23 protein-coding genes, 1 pseudogene and 1 riboswitch are annotated in these 25,240 nt (G+C 72.0%); of the genes and pseudogenes, 10 read left to right on the forward strand and 14 right to left on the reverse strand.

Annotation, left to right across the window (positions count from 1 at the left end):
* Positions 1-5 precede the first annotated feature (5 nt).
* Positions 6-920 (forward strand): helix-turn-helix domain-containing protein, encoded by a 915-nt coding sequence (locus EDD27_RS47200; RefSeq protein WP_127939158.1) that lies wholly within the window; start codon positions 6-8, stop codon positions 918-920.
* 37 nt (positions 921-957) lie between these two features.
* Here EDD27_RS47200 and EDD27_RS47205 read toward each other — a convergent pair whose 3' ends face one another.
* The 3 genes and pseudogenes from EDD27_RS47205 to EDD27_RS47215 form a co-directional block, all read right to left on the reverse strand.
* Entirely contained in the window at positions 958-1,566 is a 609-nt protein-coding gene (locus EDD27_RS47205; RefSeq protein WP_206641972.1) for a histidine phosphatase family protein, read from the reverse strand.
* 114 nt (positions 1,567-1,680) lie between these two features.
* Entirely contained in the window at positions 1,681-3,951 is a 2,271-nt protein-coding gene (locus tag EDD27_RS55085; RefSeq protein WP_164904111.1) for a hypothetical protein, read from the reverse strand.
* Positions 3,951-4,367: pseudogene (locus EDD27_RS47215) on the reverse strand (substrate-binding domain-containing protein); the annotation flags it as partial. The pseudogene EDD27_RS47215 and the gene EDD27_RS55085, both read right to left, overlap by 1 nt.
* A gap of 60 nt (positions 4,368-4,427) precedes the next feature.
* Here EDD27_RS47215 and EDD27_RS47220 point away from each other — a divergent pair.
* Together EDD27_RS47220 and EDD27_RS59125 are read left to right on the forward strand one after the other, a co-directional pair.
* Positions 4,428-5,459 carry a hypothetical protein gene (locus EDD27_RS47220; protein WP_206641976.1) on the forward strand — a complete coding sequence of 344 codons (1,032 nt, stop codon included), beginning with the start codon at positions 4,428-4,430 and terminating at the stop codon, positions 5,457-5,459.
* A complete protein-coding gene (locus tag EDD27_RS59125; RefSeq protein WP_421917379.1) occupies positions 5,381-5,725 on the forward strand; it encodes a hypothetical protein in 345 nt (114 codons plus the stop codon). Before EDD27_RS47220 ends, EDD27_RS59125 begins: the two co-directional genes overlap by 79 nt.
* Before the next feature lie 346 nt (positions 5,726-6,071).
* Here EDD27_RS59125 and EDD27_RS47225 read toward each other — a convergent pair whose 3' ends face one another.
* Positions 6,072-6,506, reverse strand: a complete 435-nt coding sequence (locus EDD27_RS47225; protein WP_127939164.1) for a DUF6223 family protein — start codon at positions 6,504-6,506, stop codon at positions 6,072-6,074.
* Between the two features lie 217 nt (positions 6,507-6,723).
* Here EDD27_RS47225 and EDD27_RS47230 point away from each other — a divergent pair, with 217 nt between their 5' ends.
* Together EDD27_RS47230 and EDD27_RS47235 are read left to right on the forward strand one after the other, a co-directional pair.
* Positions 6,724-7,851 carry a sensor histidine kinase gene (locus tag EDD27_RS47230; protein WP_127939166.1) on the forward strand — a complete coding sequence of 376 codons (1,128 nt, stop codon included), beginning with the start codon at positions 6,724-6,726 and terminating at the stop codon, positions 7,849-7,851.
* Positions 7,848-8,510, forward strand: a complete 663-nt coding sequence (locus EDD27_RS47235) for a response regulator (protein WP_127939168.1) — start codon at positions 7,848-7,850, stop codon at positions 8,508-8,510. Before EDD27_RS47230 ends, EDD27_RS47235 begins: the two co-directional genes overlap by 4 nt.
* A gap of 56 nt (positions 8,511-8,566) precedes the next feature.
* On the opposite strand, the gene cobF is transcribed toward EDD27_RS47235, so the two are convergent.
* A complete protein-coding gene (gene cobF, locus EDD27_RS47240) occupies positions 8,567-9,325 on the reverse strand; it encodes a precorrin-6A synthase (deacetylating) (RefSeq protein WP_127939170.1) in 759 nt (252 codons plus the stop codon).
* A gap of 72 nt (positions 9,326-9,397) precedes the next feature.
* Between cobF and EDD27_RS47245 the strand changes: the two genes are divergently transcribed.
* Genes EDD27_RS47245 through EDD27_RS47260 form a run of 4 tightly spaced genes read left to right on the forward strand, consistent with a single transcriptional unit; the run spans position 9,398 to position 12,460 of the window.
* Entirely contained in the window at positions 9,398-9,784 is a 387-nt protein-coding gene (locus EDD27_RS47245; RefSeq protein WP_127939172.1) for a pyridoxamine 5'-phosphate oxidase family protein, read from the forward strand.
* The gene (gene cbiE / locus EDD27_RS47250; RefSeq protein ID WP_127939174.1) at positions 9,781-10,995 is read left to right on the forward strand and encodes a precorrin-6y C5,15-methyltransferase (decarboxylating) subunit CbiE; all 1,215 of its coding nucleotides are present in this window, start codon (positions 9,781-9,783) and stop codon (positions 10,993-10,995) included. Before EDD27_RS47245 ends, cbiE begins: the two co-directional genes overlap by 4 nt.
* Positions 10,992-11,747: a precorrin-4 C(11)-methyltransferase gene (gene cobM, locus EDD27_RS47255; RefSeq protein WP_127939176.1), complete on the forward strand. Its 756-nt coding sequence runs from the start codon at positions 10,992-10,994 to the stop codon at positions 11,745-11,747. The genes cbiE and cobM overlap by 4 nt, the downstream gene beginning before the upstream one ends.
* The gene (locus tag EDD27_RS47260) at positions 11,732-12,460 is read left to right on the forward strand and encodes a cobalt-precorrin-6A reductase (RefSeq protein WP_127939178.1); all 729 of its coding nucleotides are present in this window, start codon (positions 11,732-11,734) and stop codon (positions 12,458-12,460) included. The genes cobM and EDD27_RS47260 overlap by 16 nt, the downstream gene beginning before the upstream one ends.
* On the opposite strand, the gene cobJ is transcribed toward EDD27_RS47260, so the two are convergent.
* Genes cobJ through cobG form a run of 3 tightly spaced genes read right to left on the reverse strand, consistent with a single transcriptional unit; the run spans position 12,451 to position 15,724 of the window.
* Positions 12,451-13,929, reverse strand: coding sequence for a precorrin-3B C(17)-methyltransferase (cobJ, locus tag EDD27_RS47265; RefSeq protein ID WP_127939180.1), 1,479 nt, complete (start codon positions 13,927-13,929; stop codon positions 12,451-12,453). The two genes, EDD27_RS47260 and cobJ, sit on opposite strands and share 10 nt — an antisense overlap.
* Before the next feature lie 5 nt (positions 13,930-13,934).
* A complete protein-coding gene (locus EDD27_RS47270) occupies positions 13,935-14,555 on the reverse strand; it encodes a precorrin-8X methylmutase (RefSeq protein WP_164904113.1) in 621 nt (206 codons plus the stop codon).
* The gene (cobG, locus tag EDD27_RS47275; protein ID WP_241564631.1) at positions 14,552-15,724 is read right to left on the reverse strand and encodes a precorrin-3B synthase; all 1,173 of its coding nucleotides are present in this window, start codon (positions 15,722-15,724) and stop codon (positions 14,552-14,554) included. Before cobG ends, EDD27_RS47270 begins: the two co-directional genes overlap by 4 nt.
* A gap of 33 nt (positions 15,725-15,757) precedes the next feature.
* Positions 15,758-15,938, forward strand: a riboswitch (cobalamin riboswitch).
* A gap of 36 nt (positions 15,939-15,974) precedes the next feature.
* Here cobG and cobN point away from each other — a divergent pair.
* A complete protein-coding gene (cobN, locus tag EDD27_RS47280) occupies positions 15,975-19,562 on the forward strand; it encodes a cobaltochelatase subunit CobN (RefSeq protein WP_127939182.1) in 3,588 nt (1,195 codons plus the stop codon).
* Here cobN and EDD27_RS47285 read toward each other — a convergent pair.
* The 6 genes from EDD27_RS47285 to EDD27_RS47310 are packed head-to-tail and all read right to left on the reverse strand — an operon-like array spanning position 19,517 to position 25,066.
* Complete coding sequence (locus tag EDD27_RS47285; protein ID WP_127939183.1) at positions 19,517-20,845, reverse strand: cobyrinic acid a,c-diamide synthase CobB; 1,329 nt, start codon at positions 20,843-20,845, stop codon at positions 19,517-19,519. The genes cobN and EDD27_RS47285 overlap by 46 nt on opposite strands.
* Positions 20,839-21,441 (reverse strand): cob(I)yrinic acid a,c-diamide adenosyltransferase, encoded by a 603-nt coding sequence (gene cobO / locus EDD27_RS47290; protein WP_127939185.1) that lies wholly within the window; start codon positions 21,439-21,441, stop codon positions 20,839-20,841. Before cobO ends, EDD27_RS47285 begins: the two co-directional genes overlap by 7 nt.
* Positions 21,441-23,573, reverse strand: coding sequence for a VWA domain-containing protein (locus EDD27_RS47295; RefSeq protein ID WP_241564632.1), 2,133 nt, complete (start codon positions 23,571-23,573; stop codon positions 21,441-21,443). The genes cobO and EDD27_RS47295 overlap by 1 nt, the downstream gene beginning before the upstream one ends.
* On the reverse strand, positions 23,570-24,127 hold the full coding sequence (locus EDD27_RS47300; protein WP_127939189.1) for a histidine phosphatase family protein: 558 nt from the start codon (positions 24,125-24,127) through the stop codon (positions 23,570-23,572). Before EDD27_RS47300 ends, EDD27_RS47295 begins: the two co-directional genes overlap by 4 nt.
* A 10-nt stretch (positions 24,128-24,137) precedes the next feature.
* Entirely contained in the window at positions 24,138-24,869 is a 732-nt protein-coding gene (locus EDD27_RS47305; protein ID WP_127939191.1) for a CbtA family protein, read from the reverse strand.
* A gap of 8 nt (positions 24,870-24,877) precedes the next feature.
* Positions 24,878-25,066 carry a CbtB domain-containing protein gene (locus tag EDD27_RS47310; protein WP_127939193.1) on the reverse strand — a complete coding sequence of 63 codons (189 nt, stop codon included), beginning with the start codon at positions 25,064-25,066 and terminating at the stop codon, positions 24,878-24,880.
* Between the last annotated feature and the right edge of the window lie 174 nt (positions 25,067-25,240).

Here is a 25,240-nt window from a genome sequence, read left to right on the forward strand (position 1 = left end):
CCGACATGCCTGCCACGCTGCACGAGCACGCGCTGTTCGCCGGGGGCCCGGTCTTGGCAGGTGTCCACCGCTTGGATCTCGACATCGAGTCGCACGCGCACGACTTCCTCGAGATCGCGGTGATCGGAACCGGCCGCGGCCGGCACGTGACCAGCCAGGGCGAGCACCCGCTGCGGCGCGGGCAGGTCATCGTGCTCCGCCCCGGCGCCTGGCACGGGCTCCGGGACTGCGCCGACCTGGTCGTCGCCAACTGCTGCCTGTCCGCCCAGGCACTACGGGCCGAACTGGCGGCGCTGTACGACATCCCGATGCTGCGCCGGACGCTGTGGACCGATCCGGTGGCATCCGGCACGCACGGCGTTGCGGTCGTGACCGTCGATCCGGCCGCCGCCGAGGAGGCCATCGCGGAGATCAGCCTGCTCGAACGGGACCTCGGAGCCGATCAGGGCCGGCCGGGCCGTGTGCTGGGCCGGCTGATCACCGTGCTCGGCATCCTGGCCGACGGCCGTGACCCCGAACGGGAAACGCTCGAGCCCGCCATTCACCCCGCTGTCGCCGCCACCGTCGCCCGGCTCGAGGCAGCGCCTGCCCATCCGTGGCGGCTGGATGACCTCGCCCGGGCTGTCAACCTGGATCCCACCTATCTCGGCCGGCTGTTCAGGCGGTACGTCGGGTTGACGCCACTGGACTTCCTGGCCCGGCTACGGGCCGAGCGCGCCGCCACGTTGCTGGCACACTCGGCCCTGCCGGCTGCTCGGGTCGGCGCCGCCGTCGGCTGGGACGACCCGACGTACTTCGCCCGCCGCTTCCGGACCCTGGTCGGGCTGACACCCACCGAGTACCGGCGACGTAGCCGATCAGCCGCCCTTACTCCACTCAGCGCCCCGGCCGAGTCGAAGAGCGAGCGCAGGAGTTCCTGACTCGTTTCGCAGGTTGCGGGAAATCACGCTCGGACAGTTAGTCGGCCGCACCGGGCCACGCCGGGCAGCTCCAGGCGTGGCCGTCCCCTTCGACGAGGAAGGGGTGAGCGTGCGGCAGCGGCTTTCCCCAGACCCGGGTGCCGAGGGCGCAGAGCCGGCCAAGCGTGACGGTGAGGCTGGCGACGTGGCCGACGACCGCGACGGTCTCCCCGGGATGAAGGTCGGCGATCTGCCGGAACGCCGCCGTCACACGGGCGACGACCTGGCGGCCTGACTCGCCGTCTGCCACCCGTCGGCCCAGATCCTGATCGATGATCCAGGCACGGAGCACCTCTGCGGTATGTGCGCGGATCGACGGGTCGCTCGTCCCCTCGTGCTGACCGATTCCGACTTCGACCAGTTCCGGCATCTCCGCGATGTCGACGGTCGGCGCGGTGGCAAGGAGCTCGGCGGTTTGGCGTGCCCGCAGCGCCGTACTGGCGTAGATCCTGGCGAGCGGCTCGCCCGCGAGCGCTTGGGCGGCGGCGATGGCCTGGCGGCGGCCACGAGCCGTCAGTGGTGCCGTCGGAACGGCTCCCGCGATCCCGGCAATGACGTTCGCCGATTCGCCGTGGCGCAGACACCACACTCGCACCCGGCCGCTCATGCGGCCACGTCCTCGCGCTCAACCGGACGGCCGCGTTCACAGCGGTCTCCGGCGCGGACGAGCGCGACCGGGTGGGGCGCGTTCACCGCTCGTAGCTCTTCCGGTGCGCCGGCTTCACCGGTGAAGATCCCGTACGGGTAGCTGCCACGCCGAGCGGAAGGCGGAGACGGCTTGCCACGCGATCTCCGCGTCCACCACGAACGCGTAACGCGCGGCCGCCAGCGCGTCGAAGCTGCCCGGCCATCGCTTCGCGTCCGTGCAGCGGGCGATCGTCGCGTCATCCAGCTCTCCGAAGAAGGTCCGCAACGTCTCACAGAAATAGGCGTACGCCGCGAAATCCCGCAGGAGCGGGGCGAGTTGGCCCTGGGCCAGCACCGTGTCCACGATCCTCATCGGCTCGTCCAGCACGGCTTCTCCGTAAGCCACCTCGTAGAGCAGGTCGCGGCAGTCGCCCTCACCTAGTGCATGGACGATCGCGCGCGCCTTGCGGGTGAGTTCCTCCGAGGCCAGCGCCGCCGACAGCTCACGTAGGGACGGCGGCGGCAGCGGATCTCCGGCCTCGTTGTCCTCGGCCATGAACACGTAGCGGTTCACGTCGACGCCGAAGAAGAGCTCCTCCTCCTGTCCCTGCCAGCCGTCCGGGGCCATCAGGGCGTGGCCGAGGCGGACGAGTTGACGCGCGGCCCGCAGCAGGTCGCGGGCCAGCCCTCCTGCCAGCACGTGGCAGAGAGCGACGTACGGCTCGCTGAGGCCGATGATCCGCCGGTACAGCAACCGGCGGCTCTCGGCGTAATCGAGCGTACCCACCCGGATGATCTCGTCGAAGGAGCTGTCGAAGGCGTCGCGGAGGGGGAGGCCACGCCGTTCGAAGGCCATGAGGGCGTCGTCGGAAACCGACACCATGAAGTAGACATGCGGAAGGCCGAAGATGCCCTTGATCTCGTTGAGGAAGCGTTCTGCCTGCTCCGCCGAACCAATCTTGTCGAGCTCGTCCACGCCGATAAAGACGCTGTGTCCCTTTTTGTCGGCGAAGGCGGCGACGCGGCGAGTGAAGTCGCGGAATTGCTCCACAGCCTCCGGATAGCTGAGCGGCTGCTCGGCATGAGACACCGACTCTCCAACCTGTCCCTCCACGCCGATGGCCAGTTTGACCGCGCCGGACCAGGTCAAACTGCGCGATTGGAGGAAGCGCACCCTGGTCAGGTGCCTCCTGGCCGCTCTGACCAGTTTGCGTGTCTCCTCATCCCGGTGCCGTCCCCAGCGCAGAATTGCCCGCATGACCATGCTGATGTAGCGCCACAGACCCACCGCGCCCACCACCACGACGACCGCCAGCCTCCAGGGATCTGGCACCAGGAACCACACCCCGGCCCCGATCACGCCATAGAGGGCCAGCCCGATGACCAGTTCGCGGCCAAGCCACTGGATCGTCGTCATCCCGTCGCGCAGCCTCTCTTCCTGCTCGTCCTCGTCCGGGCGCGCCGTGTAGTGCCTGATCACGCTCTTACAGAAGGTCGCGAACAGGTGGAGCACGAAGTCGCGTGCGGCGTAGTCGACGGGCGCGGCGACCATGCAGCGCAGATCGTCGCTGGTGGTCTGGGCGGGGTCGCAGTAGTAACGGATGATCGTGGACTTGCCGGCGCCACGCGGGCCCGCGACACCGAGGCTGATGCCGCTGACAGTGTCCAGAAGCCTGCGCACCTCCTGTGCCGTCCGCGTTGGAACGTAGAAGACGCTGTCGTGCAGCTCGTACAGACCGGGGCTGCTGGTGACCGAGAACGTCCCGCCGAACCGGTCGGCCCGCATGAGGTTGACGATCGCCCGCACCTCTTCGAGCAACGCGCCACGTCCGACGGCTCGCATCAGCGCGCTCCTGGCGCGATCCAGCTCGGGGTTGAGCCCGGCGACCAGGTCGCCGCCCAGCAGGCGGCGGCCGAAACGCTGCATCGGCACCTTGAACAGCCAGAAGGCGACCGCGGCGGCCACAAGCAGCACGACGCCCGCCCACCACCCGATCCAAGCCGATTCCCACCAGAGTGCTCCGACCTGCGCACCCACCACAGCCAACGCCCCGGCCGACGCCAGCCAGATAGCCAGCGGTCGCAACGCGACGAGCTTGTTCTCGCTGGGCAGCAGAAGATCCATCCGGTCGCGCACCAGCGCCTGGTAGGCGTCGAACTCTGGCACGGCCCGCGCGAACACCCGCCGGGCATCGGCCGTGAGCTGCAGGCGCACCGCGCTGGCAGTCAGGCCGTACTCCTCGAAAGCCGACCTGATCTCTTGCTTGCCGAGCACGTGGTCGAGCGCGGCCATGTACATCTCGAACAGCAGACTGTCGGCATGCAGCGGATTCGGCCCAGTGCTGTCCTGCTCTTGCGCTGACATCACGCCGTACGGTCGCACGCTGCCGCGCTTCTGGACAAGGCCCCGACCGGCGGCCCCACCGAGTCGCGCCGGACGAGCGGGCACGGCATCGCGACAGCAGCTTGCGGGATCGCCGTGCCTTCGATTGCGGCGAGCAGGGTGCGGACCGCCCATTCACCCATCTGGTAGTGGGGCAGCGCGACCGTGGTCAGCGGCGGAGAGAGCTCCGGGGCGATGAGGTCCTGGTCGTCATAGCCGACCACGGACAGATCGTGAGGGATGCTCAGCCCGAGCTCCCCTGCGGCCCGGTAGCACCCCATCGCCATCCGGTCGTTGAAGCAGAAGATCGCGGACGGCCGCTCCGGGAGGTCGAGCAGGCGCCTGGCGGCGCGGTAGCCGCCCGCGGTGTCCCCGTGCTCGGCGGCCACCAGCGCCGGGCGAACTCCACCTGTCCCCTCCCACCCGGATTTCGCTTCTCACCCCCCAGGAGGAACCGCATGACCCAGAAGGATTCCGGCCTCAGCAGGCGCGTGCTGCTCCGAGCCCCGGCCGTTGGCGCGGCAGCGGCCGGCTTAGCCGTGCTGTCGGGCCAGTCCCCCGCGTCCGCCATGGCAACGCCGCCCACGGTGTACGACGTCACGACCTGGCGCCACTCCACCAACCCGGCCATCACCTGCTACACCGACATCGGTGCACTGATCAACGACATCATCGCCGACATCAAGACCCGCCAGCCCAACCAGTCGTCGAAGCCCGGGGCGGTGATCTACATCCCTCCCGGCGACTACCCTCTCAAGACCAGGGTCACGGTCGACGTCAGCTACCTCACCATCAGGGGCGACGGCCACGGCTTCGCCTCCTCCAGCATCCGCTACAACGCCGGGGACACCTGGTCCTGGCACGAGATCTGGCCGGGCGGCAGCCGGATCCGGGTCGAGAACACCGACGGCAAAAGCGAGGCCTTCCTCGTCTCCCGCAGCGGGGATCCGCGGCTGAGCTCGGTCGTCTTCGACAACTTCTGCCTCGACGGGCTCTCCTTCACGCCGAACCAGAACGCCTACACCAACGGCAAGATCGGGATCCGGGTCGACACGGCCAACGACGCCTTCCGCATCGAACGTATGGGGTTCGTCTACCTGGAGCGAGCGCTGATCGTGCGGGACGCGGACGCGCTGAGCGTGCGCGGCAACTTCATCGCCGAATGCGGCAGCTGTGTGGAGCTGATCGGCTCCGGGCAGGCGTCGAAGGTCACCGACAACCACATCGGCGCAGGCCACATCGGCTATTCACCTCCGCAACACAAGGACGACCTGTACGGGGTGGTCCACCTGCGCGGTGACGGCAACATGGTGACCGGCAACCTCTTCGCCTACGACGTCGCCCCCGCCAAGATCACCCCTTCGGCGCCCAACCCACCATCATCCTGGTCGCCTCCGGACACAACAACCACCTGTCCAACAACAGCGTGGTCAGCAACGTCGCGGCGAACGTCGTCGTGCTCGATGGGAGCACACAGGGCACGAAGGTGATCGACAGTGCCACGGCGTCGCAGTTCGTCACCACTCCTCGAACTACACCTTCCGCGCCACTCCCTAAGCCGAAGGGGAGGAGGTCAGCCAGGCCTGCACCCGTGCTCTGCCCGGCACGCCCGGGCAGGGCCGGGCGGATCCGCTCAGGCGAATTCCGCGGCCTCCCCGGCTTCCTGCAAGATGACGAAGCGGTGCTGGCCGGCCAGGAAGTGGCCGACGCCGACGATGGCCACAATGGGCCATTCGACGATCTCCAGCACTCCTAGTGCGATGAGAACCGCGTAGAAGGCGAGCTGCTCGGGCTTGACGACCATGGTCCGCTCCTTCGAACGATCCTTCCCTGTTCGCATGCCCTCTACGGATCCGGTAAACGGTCGCGAGGTGAAGGCTGGGGAAGAGTGGGGCAAAGGCCGCGGCAGACGGTCCGGGAGTGCGCCTCCGGCTGCTGGAGGCGGCCGGGCGCTCTGCCGAGTCCGGCTACCGACCCTGACTGGCTGGAGCGGCGCAAGCCGCGCACGTGACCTCCCCTCGTTGCGGTCGGCCCTCGCCGCCAAAGAGGCTCCGGTCGGCCGGTCGGCCGGTCAGGGGTCGGCCGGTCAGCCGGTCGGCCGGTCAGCGGTCGGCCGGTGCGGCGGTGCGGCGGTTGCGGGTCAGAGCGAGCCCGCCGAGGACCGTGCTGATCAGCCCCACCACCAGGGCCACATAGCCCCCGACAATTCCGTAGCCGGTGCCGGGGCCACCCTCGGCGGCCGCCACGACCAGCCCGCCGATGACCGCCCCCGCCAGTCCTGCTACCAGGGCCACGATGGCTCCGCGTCTTCCGTTGCCTTTGCCGATACGGCCGGCGGAGCGGGCCAGAGCGAGCCCGCCGATGACCGCGCCGGCCAGCCCCAGCAGCGCGGCCACCAAGGACCAGAGACGCCCGGCGGTCAAGCCGTAGGAACTGACGGGGTCCGGCTGGACTAGGACGTGTGCGGCCGCAGGTGTGGCGAGCCAGAAAGCTGCGAGCGGGGCGGCTGCGGCGGCGAGCAGGTGACGGACGGACATGGGATGCTCCTTCTCCTCCGAGGACTGGTCGTCGCCTGATGATGTCCGCCGGACCCACCGCGGATCGTCCCGCTGGCGTGGGAAATCCGTGCTGCCGCCGATGCCTTAGCCGGCTGCCGCGGACGCTGCAGGAGCCGCGAAGGTACTGCGTGTGCGGTAGGCGGCCGTCATCCTTGCGCCGGATTTGCCGGCCCCGACATGGGGCTATGGTGCGCGCATGAGCGTAGGACGATTCGGTGGCCGGGCACGTGTCACCGACTGGGGGATCGCCGTCGGCGTGGCGGCGGCGCTGCTGGTCACCGGGCTGTCCGAGCAGCACTCCGGCACGTACCTCGACCTGCTCGGCTACGTGCTGCTGACGGCCGGCGGTCTGGGGCTGGCCGCGCGCCGCCGGGCCCCGGTTCTCGTCCTGGCCGTCACGGGGCTGTGCGCGGCGGGTTATCAGGCGGCCGGTTTCGACGTGCCGGCCGTCGCGTACCTGTTCGCGGTGTACGCAGCCGTGCGGGCGGGACACCGTACCGTCACGGTGGTGGCGAGTGTGATCATGCTGGCTGTTCTCCCCCTGGCGGCCCTGGCCTCGGGCCTGCACGACACGGGCGAGGCGTTCGCGCAGGCCCGGGGCGCCCTGGAGCTGGCCTGGCTGATCGCGGCCGGCGCCGCGGGTGAAGCGCTGCGGCAGGCCGAGCGGCGGGCGGACGAAGCCGAGCGCACCCGGGAGGAGACCGCGCGGCGCCGCGCCGACGAGGAGCGGCTGCACATCGCGCGGGAGTTGCACGACTCGCTCACCCACCAGATCTCGATCATCAAGCTACAGGCCGAGGTCGCCGTCCACGTGGCCCGCAAGCGGGGCGAACAGGTGCCGGAGGCGCTGCTGGCGATCCAGGAGGCCGGACGTGAGGCGGCCCGGGAACTGCGGGCGACCCTGGAGGCGCTGCGCGACGACGACACGAGTCCGCCCCGTGGGCTCGACCACGTCGCGGAACTGGTGGAACGGGCTCGGACGACCGGTCTGGAGGCGACGCTGACGATCGAGGGACAACGACATGACGTGCCGGCCGCGGTGGACCGGACCGCCTACCGGATCGTTCAGGAGTCACTCACCAACATCGCCCGTCACGCCGCCGCCGCGACGGCGTCGGTCCGGATCGACTACCGTCCCGACGCTCTCGCGGTACGCATCGATGACGACGGCAAGGCCACCCCGGACACCGCCCCTGTGCCCGGCGTCGGGCTGCTCGGCATGCGGGAACGCGTCACCGCCCTCGGCGGTCGCCTATTAGCGGCACCGCGCGGCGAGGGCGGCTTCACCGTCCAGGCCGAACTCCCCGTGGACCGAACGTCATGATCCGTGTCCTGCTGGTCGACGACCAGCCGCTCCTTCGCAGCGGATTCCGCGCGCTCCTCGACCTCGAAGACGACATCGAGGTGGTGGCCGAGGCCGCCGACGGGCGGGAGGGCCTGGCCCTGGTCAAGGAACACCGGCCCGACGTCGCGCTCATCGACATCCAGATGCCGGTCCTCGACGGCATCGAGGCGACCCGGCGCATCGCCGCGGACCCGACCCTGGCCGGGGTGCATGTCGTCATCCTGACCAACTACGGCTTGGACGAATACGTCTTCAACGCGTTGCGCGCCGGCGCGGCCGGATTCCTCGTCAAAGACATCGTGCCGGAAGACTTCCTGCACGCCGTACGCGTTGCCGCGCGCGGTGACGCCCTGCTCGCGCCATCGATCACCCGCAAGCTGATCAACCGGTACGTCACCCAGCCGCTCCACATCGGCGCCGGCACGGGGCTGGAAGAGCTGACCAACCGCGAACGCGAGGCCGTCGCCCTGGTCGCGCAGGGCCTGTCCAACGACCAGATCGCCGACCGCATGGCGATCAGCTCACAGACCGCGAAAACCCATGTCAACCGGGCCATGGCCAAGCTCCACGCCCGTGACCGCGCCCAACTCGTCGTCCTCGCCTACGAATCCGGTCTGGTGACCCCACGCAACTCCTGACATCCCCGATATCGCCATCAGGGGCCAGCACGGGCGAGGCTGACCGGCAGGCCGCGTCAACCCTCTGTACGAGGCAGGCGACGCAGGAGGTATGTGTCCATGATCCAGCCCTTGCGGGTACGCGCCTCGGCACGCAACTCGCGGATGCGATCGCCGACCTCGGCCACCGGCCCGGACACCAGGATCTCGTCGGGAGTTCCAAGGTAGGCGCCCCAGTGGATGTGGAAGTCGTCGAGGCCGGCGAAGGAGCAGTGCGCGTCCAGCATGACGACCACGTCGTCGGCGGTGGGGCCGTGCTCGGCGAGGCGGCGGCCCGTGGTGAGGTGCACGGGCCGTCCGACCTGGGTGAGGCTGGTGCGGTGGCGGGCGGTGAGCGCGGCCACGCTGCTGATCCCGGGGATGACCTCGTACTCGAAGGTGACGTTCCCACGCTGGAGGATCTCCTCGACGATGGCCAGCGTGCTGTCGTACACGCTTGGATCGCCCCATACCAGGAACGCCCCGGTCTGGCCGTCGGGCAGCTCGTCCCGGACGAGCGCCTCGAGGGCAAGCGCCCGCCGCGTGCGCCAGTCCTCCACGGCGGCGGTGTACGCCGGGGCGGTCCGGTCGCGCTCGGGGTCGCGGGCCTCGATGACCCGGTACGGCCGGCGGCCGTGCTCGGTGATCAGGTCCAGCCGAAGCTGGACCAGATCGTGCTTGACCTCGCCCTTGTCCACGATGAGGAACACGTCGGTGGCGGCGATGGCCTTGACCGCCTGCAGGGTGAGATGGTCGGGATCGCCGGCGCCGATGCCGATGACGAGTAGCCGCTTCACCCGCACGAGTCTGCCAGAACGGTGGATATACGATATGCCTCGCAAATTACCCCAAGGAGGCCAAGGAGGGGCGTGGATCTCGTCGAGCAGGGCGACGCCTTCGCCGCGTTCTGGCAGGAGCGGCACCTGTGCACGCTGTCCACCGCGCGCCCCGACGGCCCGCCTCACGTGGTGCCGGTCGGCGCGACGCTGGACCTGGAGACCGGCATCGCCCGGGTGATCACCTCGAGTTCCTCGGTCAAGGCCCGGCTCATCGGCGCAGGCGGCGCGCTGGTGGCCGTCTGTCAGGTGGACGGCCGCCGCTGGTCGACGCTGGAGGGCCGGGCGGTGCTGCGTACCGGTCCGGAGCAGGTCGCCGATGCCGAGCGCCGCTACGCCGCCCGCTACAAGCCGCCCCGGCCGAACCCGTCGCGGGTCGTCGTGGAGATCCAGGTGACGCGCGTGCTGGGCAACGTGTGATCACCGTCGTCGGCATCGGCGCGGACGGCTGGGACGGGTTGTCCGCCGCCGCGCGGCTGGCCCTGGAGACCGCCGAGGTTCTCATGGGCGGCCGCAGGCAGCTCGACCTCGTGCCCGCGCCGGCGGCCGAGCGGGTCGCCTGGCCCGCACCGCTGTTGCCCGCGCTGCCCTCGCTCATGGAGAGGTACGCCGGGCGCGAGGTGTGCGTGCTGGCCAGTGGCGATCCCCTGTTCTACGGCATCGGCTCCACGCTGGTGCGACTGCTGGGCGCGGCGAACGTCCGCGTGGTGCCGCATCTTTCGTCGCTGTCGCTCGCGTGCGCCCGGCTCGGCTGGCCGGTGGAGCAGGTCGACGTGGTCAGCCTCGTGGGGCGCCCACTGGCGGCGCTGAAGGCCGCGATCGTCCCAGGGCGGCGGGTCGTCGTGCTCGGCGCCGGGCGCGACTCCCCATCCCTTGTAGCCGGGCTGCTGGCCGGGGCGGGGTACGGTCCGAGCCCCATGACCGTCCTGTCGGACCTGGGCGCGGCAAGCGAGTCCGTCCTGACGGGAACGGCGGCGACCTGGGCATCGCCGGGATCCGAGCCGTCCGCGCTGAACGTGATCGCCGTCGAGTGCGTGGCCGAACCCGGCGTCGAGCCGCTGGCACGCGTGCCTGGGCTGCCCGATGCGGCGTTCGAACACGACGGGCAGCTCACCAAGCGGGAGGTGCGGGCCGTCAGCTTGTCGCGGCTCGCGCCGCTGCCCGGCCAACTGCTGTGGGACGTGGGAGCGGGAGCGGGCAGCATCGCCATTGAGTGGATGCGCAGCCACCCGGCGTGCTCCGCTGTGGCGATCGAGAGCAGGGCCGACCGCGCCGCCGCCATAGCGCGCAACGCCGAGCGGCTCGGAGTGCCGTCGCTGCGGGTCGTCGGAGGCAGGGCGCCGGCGGCGCTCGAGGGCCTGCCCGCGCCGGACGCGGTGTTCGTCGGCGGCGGAGCCACCGCGCCCGGGCTGCTGGAGAGTTGCTGGGCGGCGCTGCGGCCCGGTGGCCGGCTGGTAGCGAACGCCGTCACCCTGGAGTCGGAGTCCGTCATCGCCCAGTGGTACGCCCGGCTCGGCGGCGATCTGGTACGCCTGGCCGTGCAGCGGGCCTCGCCCGTCGGCTCCTTCACGGGCTGGCGGGCCGCCATGCCGGTGACCGTGTGGTCGGTCACCAGGAAGGACGTGCCATGACCGTGTACTTCATCGGGGCGGGCCCCGGCGCCGCGGACCTGATCACCTTGCGCGGGCTGCGGCGGCTGCAGTCGTCGCCGGTGTGTCTGTATGCGGGCTCGCTGGTGCCCCGGGAACTCCTGGACTCGTGCCCGGAGGGAGCCCGGCTCGTGAACACCGCGAACCTGACCCTCGACGAGATCGTCGCGGAACTGCTCGCCGCCCACCGTGCGGGCCTCGACGTGGCCCGGCTGCACTCGGGCGACCCGTCCGTGTTCAGCGCGGTGGCCGAGCAGATGCGCAGGCTGGACGAGCTCGGCGTGCCGTACGAGGTGGTCCCCGGGGTGCCGGCGTTCGCGGCGGCGGCGGCCTCGCTGGGCAGGGAGCTGACCGTGCCGGGCGTCGGCCAGACGGTCATCCTGACCCGCACCTCGGCGCGAGCCACGCCGATGCCCGAGGGGGAGGACCTGAAGACACTGGGCGCGAGCGGCGCCACGATGGTGCTGCACCTGGCCGTGCAGCGGATCGACGCGGTGGTGGGGGAGCTGCTGCCGTCCTACGGGCCGGACTGCCCGGTGGCGGTGGTGGCGCGGGCCAGCAGGCCCGATGAGGTGATCCTGCGTGGCACGCTGGCGGACATCGCCGGGCAGGTCCACGAGGCCGGGATCCGGCGCACGGCCGTGATCGTCGTCGGCCGGGTGCTGTCGGCCACGCAGTTCCCCGACAGCCACCTCTACAGCTCGGAGCGGGCGCGGCCGTGCGACGGGTCCTGATCCTGGGCGGCACGGCCGAGGCTCGGGCGCTGGCTGCCGAGCTGGCCGTGCGCGGTGTTCACGTGGTGTCGTCGCTGGCCGGGCGGGTGAGCAATCCGCGCCTGCCGGTCGGGGAGGTGCGCGAAGGCGGGTTCGGCGGGCCGGACGGGCTGGCCGCCTGGCTGGCCGCCGAGCGGATCGACGCCGTGGTGGACGCCACGCACCCGTTCGCCGCGCGGATGACCGCCTCGGCGGCCCAGGCGTCGGCGAGGACGGGCGTGCCGCTGCTGGTCCTGCGCCGTCCGGGCTGGCGGGAAGGGCCGGGTGACGCCTGGCAGCGCGTCGCGTCCCTGCACGAGGCCGCCGCGTGGCTGCCGAGCCCGGCGCGGGTGTTCCTGACCACCGGACGCCGGAGCCTGCCGGTCTTCACCGGCCTGCCCGGGGTGTGGCTGCTCGCCAGGTCGGTCGACCCGCCCGAGCCGCCCGTCCCGGACAACGTGCACGTCCTGCTCGACCGTGGGCCGTACACCGTCGAGGGGGAGCGCGCCATCATCCGCGAGCACCGCCTGGACGTGCTGGTCACCAAGGACAGCGGCGGGCGGATGACGACCGCCAAGCTGGTCGCGGCCCGCGAGCTCGGACTGCCGGTGATCATGGTGAACCGGCCGCCGCTGCCCACCGGCGTCCGGCTGGTGGAGACCATCGAGGAGGCGGCGGCCTGGGCTCAGGGGTAGCGGCGCGGCGTGTAGACGACGCCGCGATCGGTGACCCGGGTCGTCGAGGAGCCGACGATCAGCAGGCAGCGCATGTCCACCTGCGCGGGGTCGAGCTCGCCGAGCGTGGTGACGGTGACGCTCTCATGATCGCCGCCGACATTGCGCCCGATGACCACCGGGGTGGCGGCGTCACGGTGCTCCAGCAACAGGTCACGGGCCGCGGCAACCTGCCAGGTACGGCTGCGCGAGGCCGGGTTGTAGATCGCCAGCACCAGGTCGGCCTTGGCGGCGGCGGTCAGCCGGCCGGCCACCACCTCCCACGGTTTGAGCAGGTCCGACAGCGACAGCACGCAGTAGTCGTGGCCCAGCGGAGCGCCGACCCGGCTGGCCACCGCCTGCGCGGCGGTCAGCCCGGGGACGATCCGCACCGGCACGTCCGGGAAGTCGGCCGCCGCCTCCAGCACGGCGCTGGCCATGGCGAACACGCCCGGATCGCCGGAGGACACCACGGCCACCCGCGCTCCGTCTCGGGCCAGCTCCAGGGCGTGCCGGGCGCGCTCGGCCTCGACCCGGTTGTCGGTGCGGTGGCGGCGCTGGCGCGGATTCGGGGCGACGCGGTCCACGTAGGGGCCGTAGCCGACCAGGTCGGTCGCCGCCGCGAGCGCCTCCTGGGCCTCGGGCGTCAGCCACGGCCGCCCGGCGGGCCCGAGGCCCACCACGACCACCTCGCCCCGGGACTCGGCCGCGGGCGGTTCGGGGACGAAGGTCCGTTCGGCGGGGCTGGCGAGCAGGGCCAGCGAGAAGTACGGCACGCCGTCGGCGTCCACGTCCTTGAGCGGTGCGACGCGCTCGGCGCCCATGGTGGCGCGCTCGACGTACCAGGCGTCGTCCAGCCGCCCCGCCTCCGCCAGGGCGTCGCGGACCTTCTCGAAGGTCCGGCCCAGCTTGAGCACCGCCGCCGAGTCGGTGTCGCGCAGCCGCTCCGCCAGCACCTCGGCGGGCAGCGTGCCGGGCAGCACGGTCAGCACCTCGTCCCGCTCGACCAGCGGCCGGCCCAGCACCGCGGAGGCGGCGCTGACGGAGGTGACGCCGGGCACCACCTCGGTGGGGTAGCGGTGGGCGAGCCGCTTGTGCATGTGCATGTACGAGCCGTAGAACAGCGGGTCGCCCTCCGACAGGACGACCACGGTCCGGCCCGCGTCCAGGTGGGCGGCCAGCCGCTCGGCGCAGTCGGCGTAGAAGTCGTCGAGCGCGCCCTGGTAGCCGCCGGGATGGTCGGTGGTCTCCGTCGTCAGCGGGTAGAGCAGCAGCTCCTCGATCTGCCCCTCCTTCATGTACGGCAGCGCGATCGAGCGGGCGATGCTGCGGCCGTGCCTGGCGGCGTGGTAGGCGATCACGTCGGCCTCGCCGATCAGCCGGGCCGTCTTGACCGTGACCAGCTCCGGGTCCCCGGGGCCGAGGCCGACGCCGTACAGCCGTCCCGTCATCGCCATCACTCCGTCTCGTTCGCGATGGCGTTGACCGCCGCCGCCGTCATCGCACTGCCGCCGCGGCGGCCGTGCACCACCAGGTACTCCAGGTCGCTGTCCGCCAGCGCCCGCTTGGACTCGGCCGCGCCGATGAACCCCACCGGGATCCCGAGCACGGCGGCGGGCCTGCCCGCGCCCTCTGCGACCAGCTCCAGCAGCCGGAACAGCGCGGTCGGCGCGTTGCCGATCGCCACCACAGCGCCGTCGAGGCGGTCGCGCCAGAGCTCCAGTGCCGCGGCGCTGCGCGTGGTGCCGAGCCGCTCGGCCAGTTCCGGCACGCCGGGGTCGCTCAGTGTGCACACCACGTCGTTGTCCGCGGGCAGCCTGCGCCTGGTCACGCCGGAGGCGACCATCTGCGCATCGCACAGCACGGGCGCTCCACCACGCAGCGCCTCGCGGGCCCGGACGACGACCCCCGGCGACCAGTCCAGGTCGGCGACGAGGTCGGTCATGCCGCAGGCGTGGATCATCCGTACCGCAACCTGCGCCACCTCGGGCGGCATCCCGGTGAGGTCGGTCTCGGCGCGGATGGTCGCGAACGAGCGCCGGTAGATCTCGGCGCCGTCGCGGAGGTAGTCGCTCACTGCTGCCTTTCCTGGTATCCGTCGCCGGTGGCGATCATCTGGACGACCTGGCCGCGCGGCAGCCCGCAGCGCCGCTCGCAACCGGCCCAGTGCACGGGTGTCGCCGGAGGACTGTCAAGGGCCGCCACCCAGCGCCGCGCGTCTTCTTGCACGTCGGCCAGCGACTTGGCGCAGCCCGGACGGCCGGTGCAGGCGCTCACGCCGACCCAGGGCGACGCCGGGTCGGTGACCAGCCCGGCCGCCTCCAAGCTCCGCGTCACCCCGTCGGCGCCGGCAGGCGGCACGTCAAGGAGCACGATGGTCCGCCACGGCGTGAACCGGATGGGCACGCGGTCACAGGCCACGTCAGCGATGGTGCGTGCCTGTGCGGCGGACAGCCGTCCGAGCGGCACCACGGCCTCCAGCGCCACGCGGCCATCACGCTGATCGATGCGCCCAGCGCGCTGCGCAGGCACGGCGGGAAGGGGCGTCGTGGCACGGTCTCCGGCAGCGCCGAGCCGGGCCGCGATCCGGGCCGGCCCGTCCGCCAGCTCCCCGATCCGCCAGGCGGCCCGTTCTCCTCCGGAGCTCTCCCGTTCGTCGAGGAACGCCTCGGCGGCGGCGATCATCCGTCGGACCGCCACATCCGCCCCCACAGCGAGCCCGGCATCCACCCCCGCCAGCAGCAGCCGCCCCTTCGCAGCGCCGGGGACGAACGTGACGTCGGCGCCGAGCCCAGGCATGTCGCCGGTGCCGTCGTCCACCGCGAACAGGAACCGTCCCGGCAGCCCGGCCAGGCGGGGCAGCGCACACAGTGTCCGGTCCAGCGCCTCCACCAACGGCTGGGTGTCGAGCAGCCCCGCGCGCCCGCGCCCGCCGAGCGGCGAGGCCACGATGTTGCGCACCCGCTCGTGCGCCGCCGACGGCAGCAGGCCGGCGGCGGCGATCCCCTCGGCGAAGGCGGCGGGCGAACGCAGGCCACGCACCTGCACGTTCGCCCGGGACGTCAGCTCGATCACGCCCGAGCCGAGGTCGGCCGCACCGGCCGCCACCGTGCGGAGCTGGGCGGGTGAGATGGCGCCGCCGGGCAGGCGAATCCGGGCCAGCGCGCCGTCGGCGGCCTCGTGCACCTGTAGCGCCCCCGGACAGGCATCAGGGCGCACCCGTCCGGAAAAGTCGGCTATGGACACGATCAGGATGGTAACGCCACTTCTGGCGGGAGTCGCTCCTGTCGTAGGCTCCTCGATAGGCGATGGCAAGGGAGGAAGCCGGTGCGAATCCGGCGCGGTCCCGCCACTGTGACCGGGGAGCGAACCCCACCGCAGGCCACTGCCCGGCGACGGGTGGGAAGGCCGGGGTGAGCGCTGATCCGGGAGTCAGGAGACTCCAGCCGTCGCGACACCCGCGACCGGGGCGAGGACCCCGAGGGAGGATTGCGTCGTGCCTGGCGACAGCCGTACCGTCCTGCTGCTCTCCACCTCCGACACCGACCTGCTGAGCGCACGCGCCAGCGGCGCCGCCTACCGGTTGGGCAATCCGGCCCGGCTGGCGGCCGAGGATCTGCCCGCCCTCCTGGAGGGCGTCGACCTGGTCGTGGTACGCCTGCTCGGCGGCCGGCGCGCCTGGGAGGAGGGCCTGGATGCGCTGCTGGCCGGCCCTCGTCCGGTGGTGGTGCTGGGCGGTGAGCAGGCGCCGGACGCCGAGCTGATGGAGCTGTCCACGGTCAGCGGCGGCGTCTGCGCCGAGGCCCACGCCTACCTCGCCCATGGCGGGCCGTCCAACCTGACCGAGTTGCACGCGTTCCTGTCGGACACGGTGCTGTTGACCGGACGGGGATTCGCGCCGCCGGAGCGCACGCCCTCCTGGGGGCTGCTGGAACGCGGCGCACGGCCCGGGCCGGGACCCGTGATCGGTGTGCTCTACTACCGCGCGCATCACATGGCCGGCAACACCGCGTTCGTGGAGACGCTCTGCGCGGCCGTCGAGGAGGCCGGGGGGCAGGCGCTGCCGGTCTTCTGCTCCTCCCTGCGCACCGCCGAGCCCGAGCTGCTCGACACCCTGCGCGCCGCCGACGCGCTGGTGGTGACCGTGCTGGCGGCGGGCGGCTCGCGCCCCGCCACGGCGAGCGCGGGCGGGGACGACGAGGCGTGGGACGTGGGCGCGCTGGCCGCCCTGGACGTGCCGATCCTGCAGGGGCTCTGCCTGACCACCAGCAGGCAGGCGTGGGAGGAGAACGACGACGGCCTGTCGCCGCTGGACGCCGCCTCGCAGGTGGCCATTCCGGAGTTCGACGGGCGGATCATCACGGTGCCGTTCTCGTTCAAGGAGATCGACCCCGAGGGGCTGACCGTCTACGTCGCCGACCCCGAGCGGGCCGCCCGGGTAGCGGGCATCGCGGTACGGCACGGGCTGCTCCGGCACACCCCGCCTGCCGAGCGCCGCCTGGTCGTGATGTTGTCGGCGTACCCGACCAAGCACTCCCGTGTGGGCAACGCGGTCGGCCTGGACACCCCGGCCAGCACGGTGAGGCTGCTGGCCAAGCTCGCCGAAGCGGGCTACGACCTGGGCGAGGGCTTCCCCGGGGTGGCCGAGCAGGACGGCGACGCGCTCATCCACGCGCTGATCGCGGCCGGCGGCCAGGACCAGGACTGGCTGACCGAGGAGCACCTGGCGGGCAATCCGGTACGCATCTCCGCCGCCTCCTACGAGCGCTGGTACCGCACCCTGCCCGAGGACCTGCGGGCGGGGATGGAGCGGCACTGGGGGCCGCCGCCGGGCGAGTTGTTCGTGCACGAGGGCGACATCGTCCTGGCGGCGCTGCGGGCCGGGAACCTGGTGGTGATGGTGCAGCCGCCGCGCGGTTTCGGCGAGAACCCGATCGCCATCTACCACGACCCCGACCTGCCGCCCAGCCACCACTACCTGGCCGCCTACCGCTGGCTGTCGGCCGACTTCGGCGCACACGCCATGGTGCACGTGGGCAAACACGGAAACCTGGAGTGGCTGCCCGGCAAGTCGGCCGGCATGTCCGCCGCGTGCGGCACCGACGCGGCCATCGGCGACCTGCCGTTGGTCTACCCGTTCCTGGTGAACGATCCGGGTGAGGGCACGCAGGCCAAGCGGCGGGCGCACGCCGTTCTGGTGGACCACCTGGTGCCGCCGATGGCGCGGGCGGAGACGTACGGCGACATCGCCCGGCTGGAGCAACTGCTGGACGAGCACGCCACGATCGCGGCCATGGACCCGGCCAAGCTGCCCGCCATCCGGGCGCAGATCTGGACGCTGATCCAGGCCGCCCGGCTCGACCACGATCTGGGGCTGGCGGACCGGCCGCACGACAGCGAGTTCGACGACTTCATCCTGCACGTGGACGGGTGGCTGTGCGAGGTCAAGGACGCGCAGATCCGCGACGGCCTGCATGTGCTCGGGCAGGCACCGACGGGCCACGTCCGCGTGGACCTGGTCCTGGCGATGCTGCGCGCCCGGCAGATGTGGTCGGGCCGCGAGACGCTGCCCGGCCTGCGCGAGGCGCTCGGCCTGGCCGAGGACGGCACGGCGGGGCTCGGCAGCGTGGACCGGGCCGAGGAGACCGCCCGGGCGCTGGTGGCGGCCATGGAGGAACGCGGGTGGGCGGCGGATGCCGCGGCGGAGGTCACGCGCGGGCTGCCTGCCGAGCGGCGCGATCTCGTGACGCGCGTTCTCACCTTCGCCGCCACCGAGATGGTGCCGCGCCTGGCCCGCACCACCGACGAGCTCGACCACGTCCTGCACGCCCTGGACGGCGGCTACGTCCCCGCCGGGCCGAGCGGCTCGCCGTTACGGGGTCTGGTCAACGTGTTGCCGACCGGCCGCAACTTCTACTCCGTCGACCCCCGAGCGGTTCCCAGCAGACTGGCGTGGGAGACGGGCCAGGCCATGGCGGAGTCGCTGCTGGAGCGCTACCGGTCGGACACCGGCGAGTGGCCGCGTTCGGTGGGACTGTCCGTGTGGGGCACCAGCGCCATGCGCACGGCGGGTGACGACGTGGCCGAGGTGCTGGCCCTGCTCGGCATCCGCCCCGTATGGGACGAGGCCTCGCGCCGGGTCACTTCCCTGGAGCCGATCCCCCTCGCCGAACTGGGCCGCCCCAGGATCGACGTGACGGTCCGCATCAGCGGCTTATTCCGCGACGCGTTCCCGCACGTGGTGGCCATGCTCGACGACGCCGTACGGCTGGCCGCGTCCCTGGACGAGCCGGACGAGGACAACTACGTGCGCGCCCACGTGGCCGCAACCGGAGGCGACGAGCGCCGGGCGACCATGCGCATCTTCGGCTCCGCGCCGGGCGCGTACGGGGCGGGGCTGCTGCCGCTGATCGACAGCCGCAACTGGCGCGACGACGCCGACCTGGCCGAGGTGTACGCGGTGTGGGGCGGCTTCGCCTACGGCCGCGACCTCGACGGCGTCGCCGCGCGCCCGCAGATGGAGGACGCCTACCGCAGGATCGCCGTGGCGGCCAAGAACGTCGACACCCGCGAGCACGACATCGCCGACTCCGACGACTACTTCCAGTACCACGGCGGCATGATCGCCACCGTGCGCGCGCTCACCGGCAGAGCCCCGGCCGCGTACGTCGGCGACAGCACCCGCCCCGACGCCGTCCGCACCCGCACCCTGTCGGAAGAGACCTCGCGCATCTTCCGCGCCAGGGTGGTCAATCCGCGCTGGCTGGCCGCGATGCGCCGCCACGGCTACAAGGGCGCCTTCGAGCTGGCCGCCACCGTCGACTACCTGTTCGGCTACGACGCCACCACCGGGGTGGTCGCCGACTGGATGTACGACAAGCTCACCGAGACCTACGTGCTCGACCCGGAGAACCAGGCGTTCATGGCGCAGTCCAACCCCTGGGCGCTGCACGGCATCGCCGAACGTCTGCTGGAGGCCGCCGAGCGCGGCATGTGGCAGCACCCCGATCCGGAGATCCTGCGCGGCCTGCAGGAGGTCTACCTCAAGACCGAGGGCGACCTGGAGGACGACACCAACCGGTGAGCCGTCATCGGCTGCCCGGCCCAGTGCAGGTGCAGATAGGACGCGGTCACCAGGGCGTCGCCGAACCCGTCGGCGCCGCCCTCCCAGCGGAACAGCGGCTCGCCCGCGTATGCGACGGCGGTGCGGTGGAACTCGTGCCCGCGGAAGCGCTCGCCCTGCTCCGTCAGCGGCGAACGCGTGAGCGCGACCGCGTCCCGGTAGCCGAGCGTGAGCCTGGACGTCATCCGAGCCCGGCCCGGCACCCGCCCGCACATCCGCTGCCCGTCCAGCTCCTCGCACAGATAGAGCAGCCCGGCGCACTCGGCCGCGATCGGCCCGCGGAAGGCGGCCACCTCCTCGCGCAGCGGCTCGTTGGCGGCCAGCTCGGCCGCGTACACCTCGGGGAAGCCGCCGCCGATCACGAGCGCGGCGGTCCCGTCCGGCAGCGTCTCATCACGCAGCGGGTCGAACACCGCGACGTCCGCACCGGCCGCCCGCAGCAGCTCGACATGCTCGGCATAGCCGAACGTGAACGCCGCCCCGCCCGCCACCGCCACCACCGGCCTGTCCTTCCGCACAACGTGCAACGGCTCCCAGTGAGCCGCGCCCAGCCGTGGAGCCGACGCCGCCAGCCGCAGCAACGCGTCCAGATCACACGAGCGTGCCACCAGCGCGGCCAGCCGCTCCACCGAGGCCAGCGCCTCGGCCTCCCGTTCGGCGACGGGCACCAACCCCAGATGCCGGGACGGCATGGAGACGGCGTCATCTCGGCGGATCGCCCCGAGCACCGGCACCCCCGCCGCGGCAAGGGCGGAACGGCACAGCTCCTCGTGTCGATCCGAGCCCACCCGGTTGAGCACCACCCCGCCCACCCGCACCCGCGAGTCGAACGTGGCGAACCCGTGCACCACCGCCGCCACCGACCTGCTCTGCCGCGCCGCGTCCAGCACGAGCACCACCGGCGCGTCCAGCAGCCGGGCCACGTGCGCGGTCGAGGCGAAGTCCGTGTCCCCCTTGCCGTCGAACAGCCCCATCACGCCCTCGACCACCGCCACATCGCATCCCGCCGCCCCGTGCAGGAACAGCGGTCGCACGCGCTCCTCGCCGACCAGCCACGGATCCAGATTGCGACCGGGACGCCCGGTGGCCAGCGCGTGATAGCCGGGGTCGATGTAGTCCGGCCCCACCTTGTGCGGCGAGACCCTCAGCCCACGCGCCCGCAGCGCCGCCATCAGCCCTGTGGCCACCGTCGTCTTGCCGCTGCCCGACGCCGGCGCGGCGATGACGAGCCGGGGAACTACCATTCGATGCCCTTCTGCCCCTTCTGTCCGGCGTCCATGGGATGGCGAACCTTGCCCATCTCCGTCACCAGATCGGCCACCTCGATCAGCCGCTCGGGCGCGTCCCTGCCGGTGATCACCACGTGCTGGTTGCCGGGCCGCTCGGCGAGCGCGTCCAGCACGTCGTCCAGCTCCAGCCAGCCCCACTTCAGCGGGTACGTGAACTCGTCCAGCACGTAGAACCGGTACGTCTCGGCGGCCAGATCGCGCTTGATCTGCTCCCATCCCTCCCGTGCGTCGGCCGCGTGGTCCTCCTCGGTGCCCGGCCGCTGGATCCACGACCAGCCCTCGCCCATCTTGTGCCAGGTCACCGAGCCGCCCTCGCCCGACTCTCCGAGCACCTTCAGCGCCCGCTCCTCGCCGATGCGCCACTTGGCCGACTTCACGAACTGGAACACCCCGACCGGCCAGCCCTGGTTCCAGGCCCGCAACGCCATCCCGAACGCGGCCGTCGACTTGCCCTTCCCAGGACCGGTGTGCACGATCAGCAGCGGCCGGTTGCGACGCTGCCGGGTGGTGAGGCCGTCATCCGGTACGACGGCGGGCTTTCCCTGCGGCATCAGACTGCCTTCCTGTAGTCACGGATGACCGAACCGAGGTCGGCCAGGGAGTCGAGAGGAACGACACGGGCCCGCAACCGGGCCGCCAGCCGGACCGCCAGGCCGAGCCGTACCGGCCCGCTCTCGCAGTCCACGACCACCACCGCCGTGCCCTCCAGCAGCGCGGCGGCCCGGTCCACGTCGCCCCCTGACGTGGCACGCCCATCCGTCACCAGCACCAGCAGCGGCCGCCGCGCCGGGTCGCGCAGCCGCTCCACGCGCAGCACCTCCGCCGCACGCACCAGCCCCGCCGCCAGCGGCGTACGCCCGCCGGTCGGCAGCGAACGCAACCGCGCCGCGCCCGCCTCGACCGACGACGTCGGGGGCAGCGCGACCTCCGCGCCCACGCCGCGGAAGGTGACCAGGCCGACCTTGTCGCGCCGCTGATACGCATCGAGCAGCAGACTGAGCACCGCCGTCTTGACCGAGGTCATCCGCTTGCGCGCCGCCATCGAGCCGCTCGCGTCCACGACGAACAGCACGAGGTTGCCCTCCCTGCCCTCGCGCACCACTTCCCGCAGGTCGTCCTCGCGCAGCACCAGCCCCGGACCGACCCGCCCGCGCCCGATCTGGTGTGGCGCCGCCGCCAGCATCGTCGCCGTCACATGCAGATCGCGTACGCGTCCGCCGGGGCGGCGCGAGCCGGTGGCCCGGCCGTGCGGAGTGCGCGAGCGCGACCGCCGCCCCGCGGCGCCCTCGCCGATCCCGGGCACCTCCAGCAACGGCACCCGGTACGGCGCCGCCACTCCGGCCACCCGCCCCGCCGCCTCCTGCGCCTCGCCGTCCGATCGCGGTGCGGAGCCTTCGCCGGCCGATCGCGGCCCCGCGTCCTCGGCTGCCGGCTCTGCGTCGTCGGTCGCCGGTGGCCGCCCGGCATCTGCCGGACGATCCACCGGCCCGGAGCCCTCGGCCTCGCGCCCGGTGTGCCGCGGGCCGTCTGTCGGCCGGTCCGAGGCCGACGGTGCGCCGTCCCCGGCCGACGTCGACGAGCCCTCCGGCCCCCCAGGCCCCTCAGGTCCCTCAGGTCCGGAAACATCAGGACCGCCGCCGGCGGGATCGTCGGGATCCTCGTCCTCGTCCTCGGACGTTCGCGCCAACAACTCGTCGAGCAGGGCTTCGTCCAGCCCCGGCGCATCGAACGGATCACGCCGCCGCCGGTGCGGCAGCGACAGCCGCGCGGCGGCACGTACGTCCTCGGTGGTCACCACGTCGCGGCCCTGCCAGGCGGCATGGGCGATGGCCGTGTTCGCCGTGACCAGGTCGGCGCGCAAACCGTCCACCTCGAACGCCGCACACACCGTCGCGATCTGCCGCAGCCGCGCGTCGGGCAGCCGCACGTCCGGCACCAGAGCTCTGGCCTGAGCGATCCGGCTCGCCAGCGCCGCCTCCTCAGCCGCCCACCGAGCCGCGAACGCCTCGGCGTCCGCATCGAAGGCGAGCCGCCTCCGCACCACCTCGGCGCGCTCCGCCGGATCCCTGGACGCCTTGACCTCGACCGTCAGCCCGAACCTGTCCAGCAACTGCGGGCGGAGCTCCCCCTCCTCCGGGTTCATGGTCCCGACCAGCAGGAACCTGGCGGCATGCCGTACCGACACCGACTCGCGCTCCACGTAACACGTGCCCAGGGCCGCCGCGTCGAGCAGCAGGTCGACGAGGTGGTCGTGCAGCAGGTTCACCTCGTCCACATAGAGGACGCCGCGATGGGCCGCGGCCAGCAGGCCCGGCTCGAACGCTTTCACTCCCTCTGTCAGCGCCCGCTCCACATCGAGCGAGCCGACCAGCCGGTCCTCCGAAGCTCCGACCGGCAGCTCCACCAGCGCGGCAGGGCGCTCCATACCCTGCGCTCCGGGCTCGTGCGGTCCGTCGGGGCATCCGGCGTCGGGCGCGGCCGGATCGCAGGAGAATCGGCATCCGCGCACCACGTGCACAGCGGGGAGCTGGGCGGCCAGCGCACGCACGATGGTGGACTTCGCGGTGCCCTTCTCGCCGCGTACGAGCACGCCGCCCACTCGCGGGGAGATCGCGTTGAGCACCAGCGCCAGCTTCAGGTCATCGAGCCCGACGACCGCGCTGAACGGATATGTGACTATCAAAACAGGACCTTCCGGTTGACATGGGCGAGCCGCCATCCGTCCTGTGTGACGGTCAGCTCGGTGAAGGACAGTGGCGCGAGATCGAAACGGGCGGCACACAGCGGGTCCAGCTCCAGCGCATGGCCGAGCGCCGCCCGGATGGTGCCCGCGTCGCAGACGACGACCATGTCGGGCTCCGCGCGTACCGACTCGAGCCAGCCGGCGACCCGCTCGGCGTGCGCGGCCAGGCTCTCACCACCGTGCGGGGCCGAGCGAGGGTCGGCCAGCCAGCTCGCCAAACCAGCCGGCTCCTCCCGCGCGACCTGCTCGTACGGCAAGCCGCGCCACCGGCCGCAATCCGCCTCCGCGAGCGCCGGAACCACCCGAACCTGCTGGCCGATGGCGGCGACGGTCTGGCGTGCGGCAGCGCTGGGAGCCGCGCACGCCACCGGCCCGGCCACCACCGAAGCCAAGGCGGCGGCCCTGGCCAGGCTCGCCGCATCGGCATCCTCGTCGGCCGCGGGAAAGCAGGCGGCCCGCATCCCCGGCGTACTGGCGTGCCGGACGAAAAGCACCCCGCTCAGCTCAGCTCGGCGAGGCGACGGTCGCCCGAGCGGCCGCACGATGCGCCGCCCGGTCGCTCACCCACCCGAACAGCACGCCGAAGGCCGTCCAGAACACGAGCTGCGTCCCCAGCGACGCGAGCCTGAACTGCCACAACAACGTGGCGGAGAAGCCCTCGGGCACCTCGTTCACGGTCGGCAGCAGAGTCCACGCCGCGATCACCGGAACCAGGAACGCCACCACCGCCGCGACCCACCGTGCCCAAGGCCCGGCAGTCACCCGGCGCGCGGTCGCCACCGCGATCACCGTCGCGGCCAGCCCGACGAGAATCATCACCAGGTAGAGAACGGTGCGACTGTTGATCGTCTCCGGGTCCCCGACAGCCGGCGGGCTGGCCGGATACTTCACGAACGGCACCAGGATCACCGCCACGAACGCGGTCCCGGCAACGGTGAGCGCCAACGCGCCCTCCGACCGAGGGCCGACCCGTCCGCGCAGGCCCGCGTACACGAGAGCGAAGACCCCTCCCACCGCCAGCCCGTACAGGCCCGTGGCCAGGAAGAGCCCGGCCTTCTGCCCCGGCCTGCTGACCAGTTCCTCCTCGGCATGGTCATGACCAGGTGCTTCATGGGCCGCCTCCAGCGCGATTGCGCTGTCCACCTGCGGTTCCCCGAAGGTGAAGGCGAAGCCGCCCGCGATCAATCCGGCCAGCAGGCCCAGAAGCAGGCCCCTGACCAGCAGGGTGCGTACCATGCAGACGCCTAGTGGCAGGGCACGCCGAGCAGATGGCGCCCGTCGTGCATGAGTTCGTGCAGGTAAGCACCGGTCTGAGAGATGGCCCCGTTGTCCATCAGCACCAGGTAGGCGATCAGCAGCAGCACCGGCACAGCCAGCAGCCACAACCGCAGACGGGGAAATGAGATTACCGAAGGAGCGGACAGACCACTCATACAAGCCTCCTCAGGGATGACGCGTCCCAACAAATGAGGTCACGCAAGCCCAAGCGACCTGGCTCCCGGGATCTACGTCCCGGATACAGTGGCGCGTCCGCACCGGCATCTCACCGGATTTCCCTTGGACAACCGTGAAATCCACCGGAACGTATCCTTTTCTCCCGTCCGCGT

The organism is Nonomuraea polychroma (assembly GCF_004011505.1).
Taxonomy (GTDB): Bacteria; Actinomycetota; Actinomycetes; order Streptosporangiales; family Streptosporangiaceae; genus Nonomuraea; species Nonomuraea polychroma.

Excerpts from the sequence above, each read along its gene's own strand:
- EDD27_RS47200 (WP_127939158.1), top strand. The coding sequence starts at position 6 with ATGCCTGCCACGCTGCACGAGCACGCGCTGTTCGCCGGGGGCCCGGTC.
- EDD27_RS47205 (WP_206641972.1), bottom strand. The coding sequence starts at position 1,566 with ATGAGCGGCCGGGTGCGAGTGTGGTGTCTGCGCCACGGCGAATCGGCG.
- EDD27_RS55085 (WP_164904111.1), bottom strand. The coding sequence starts at position 3,951 with ATGTCAGCGCAAGAGCAGGACAGCACTGGGCCGAATCCGCTGCATGCC.
- EDD27_RS47220 (WP_206641976.1), top strand. The coding sequence starts at position 4,428 with ATGACCCAGAAGGATTCCGGCCTCAGCAGGCGCGTGCTGCTCCGAGCC.
- EDD27_RS47225 (WP_127939164.1), bottom strand. The coding sequence starts at position 6,506 with ATGTCCGTCCGTCACCTGCTCGCCGCCGCAGCCGCCCCGCTCGCAGCT.
- EDD27_RS47230 (WP_127939166.1), top strand. The coding sequence starts at position 6,724 with ATGAGCGTAGGACGATTCGGTGGCCGGGCACGTGTCACCGACTGGGGG.
- EDD27_RS47235 (WP_127939168.1), top strand. The coding sequence starts at position 7,848 with ATGATCCGTGTCCTGCTGGTCGACGACCAGCCGCTCCTTCGCAGCGGA.
- cobM (WP_127939176.1), top strand. The coding sequence starts at position 10,992 with ATGACCGTGTACTTCATCGGGGCGGGCCCCGGCGCCGCGGACCTGATC.
- cobJ (WP_127939180.1), bottom strand. The coding sequence starts at position 13,929 with ATGACGGGACGGCTGTACGGCGTCGGCCTCGGCCCCGGGGACCCGGAG.
- EDD27_RS47285 (WP_127939183.1), bottom strand. The coding sequence starts at position 20,845 with ATGGTAGTTCCCCGGCTCGTCATCGCCGCGCCGGCGTCGGGCAGCGGC.
- cobO (WP_127939185.1), bottom strand. The coding sequence starts at position 21,441 with ATGCCGCAGGGAAAGCCCGCCGTCGTACCGGATGACGGCCTCACCACC.
- EDD27_RS47305 (WP_127939191.1), bottom strand. The coding sequence starts at position 24,869 with ATGGTACGCACCCTGCTGGTCAGGGGCCTGCTTCTGGGCCTGCTGGCC.
- EDD27_RS47310 (WP_127939193.1), bottom strand. The coding sequence starts at position 25,066 with ATGAGTGGTCTGTCCGCTCCTTCGGTAATCTCATTTCCCCGTCTGCGG.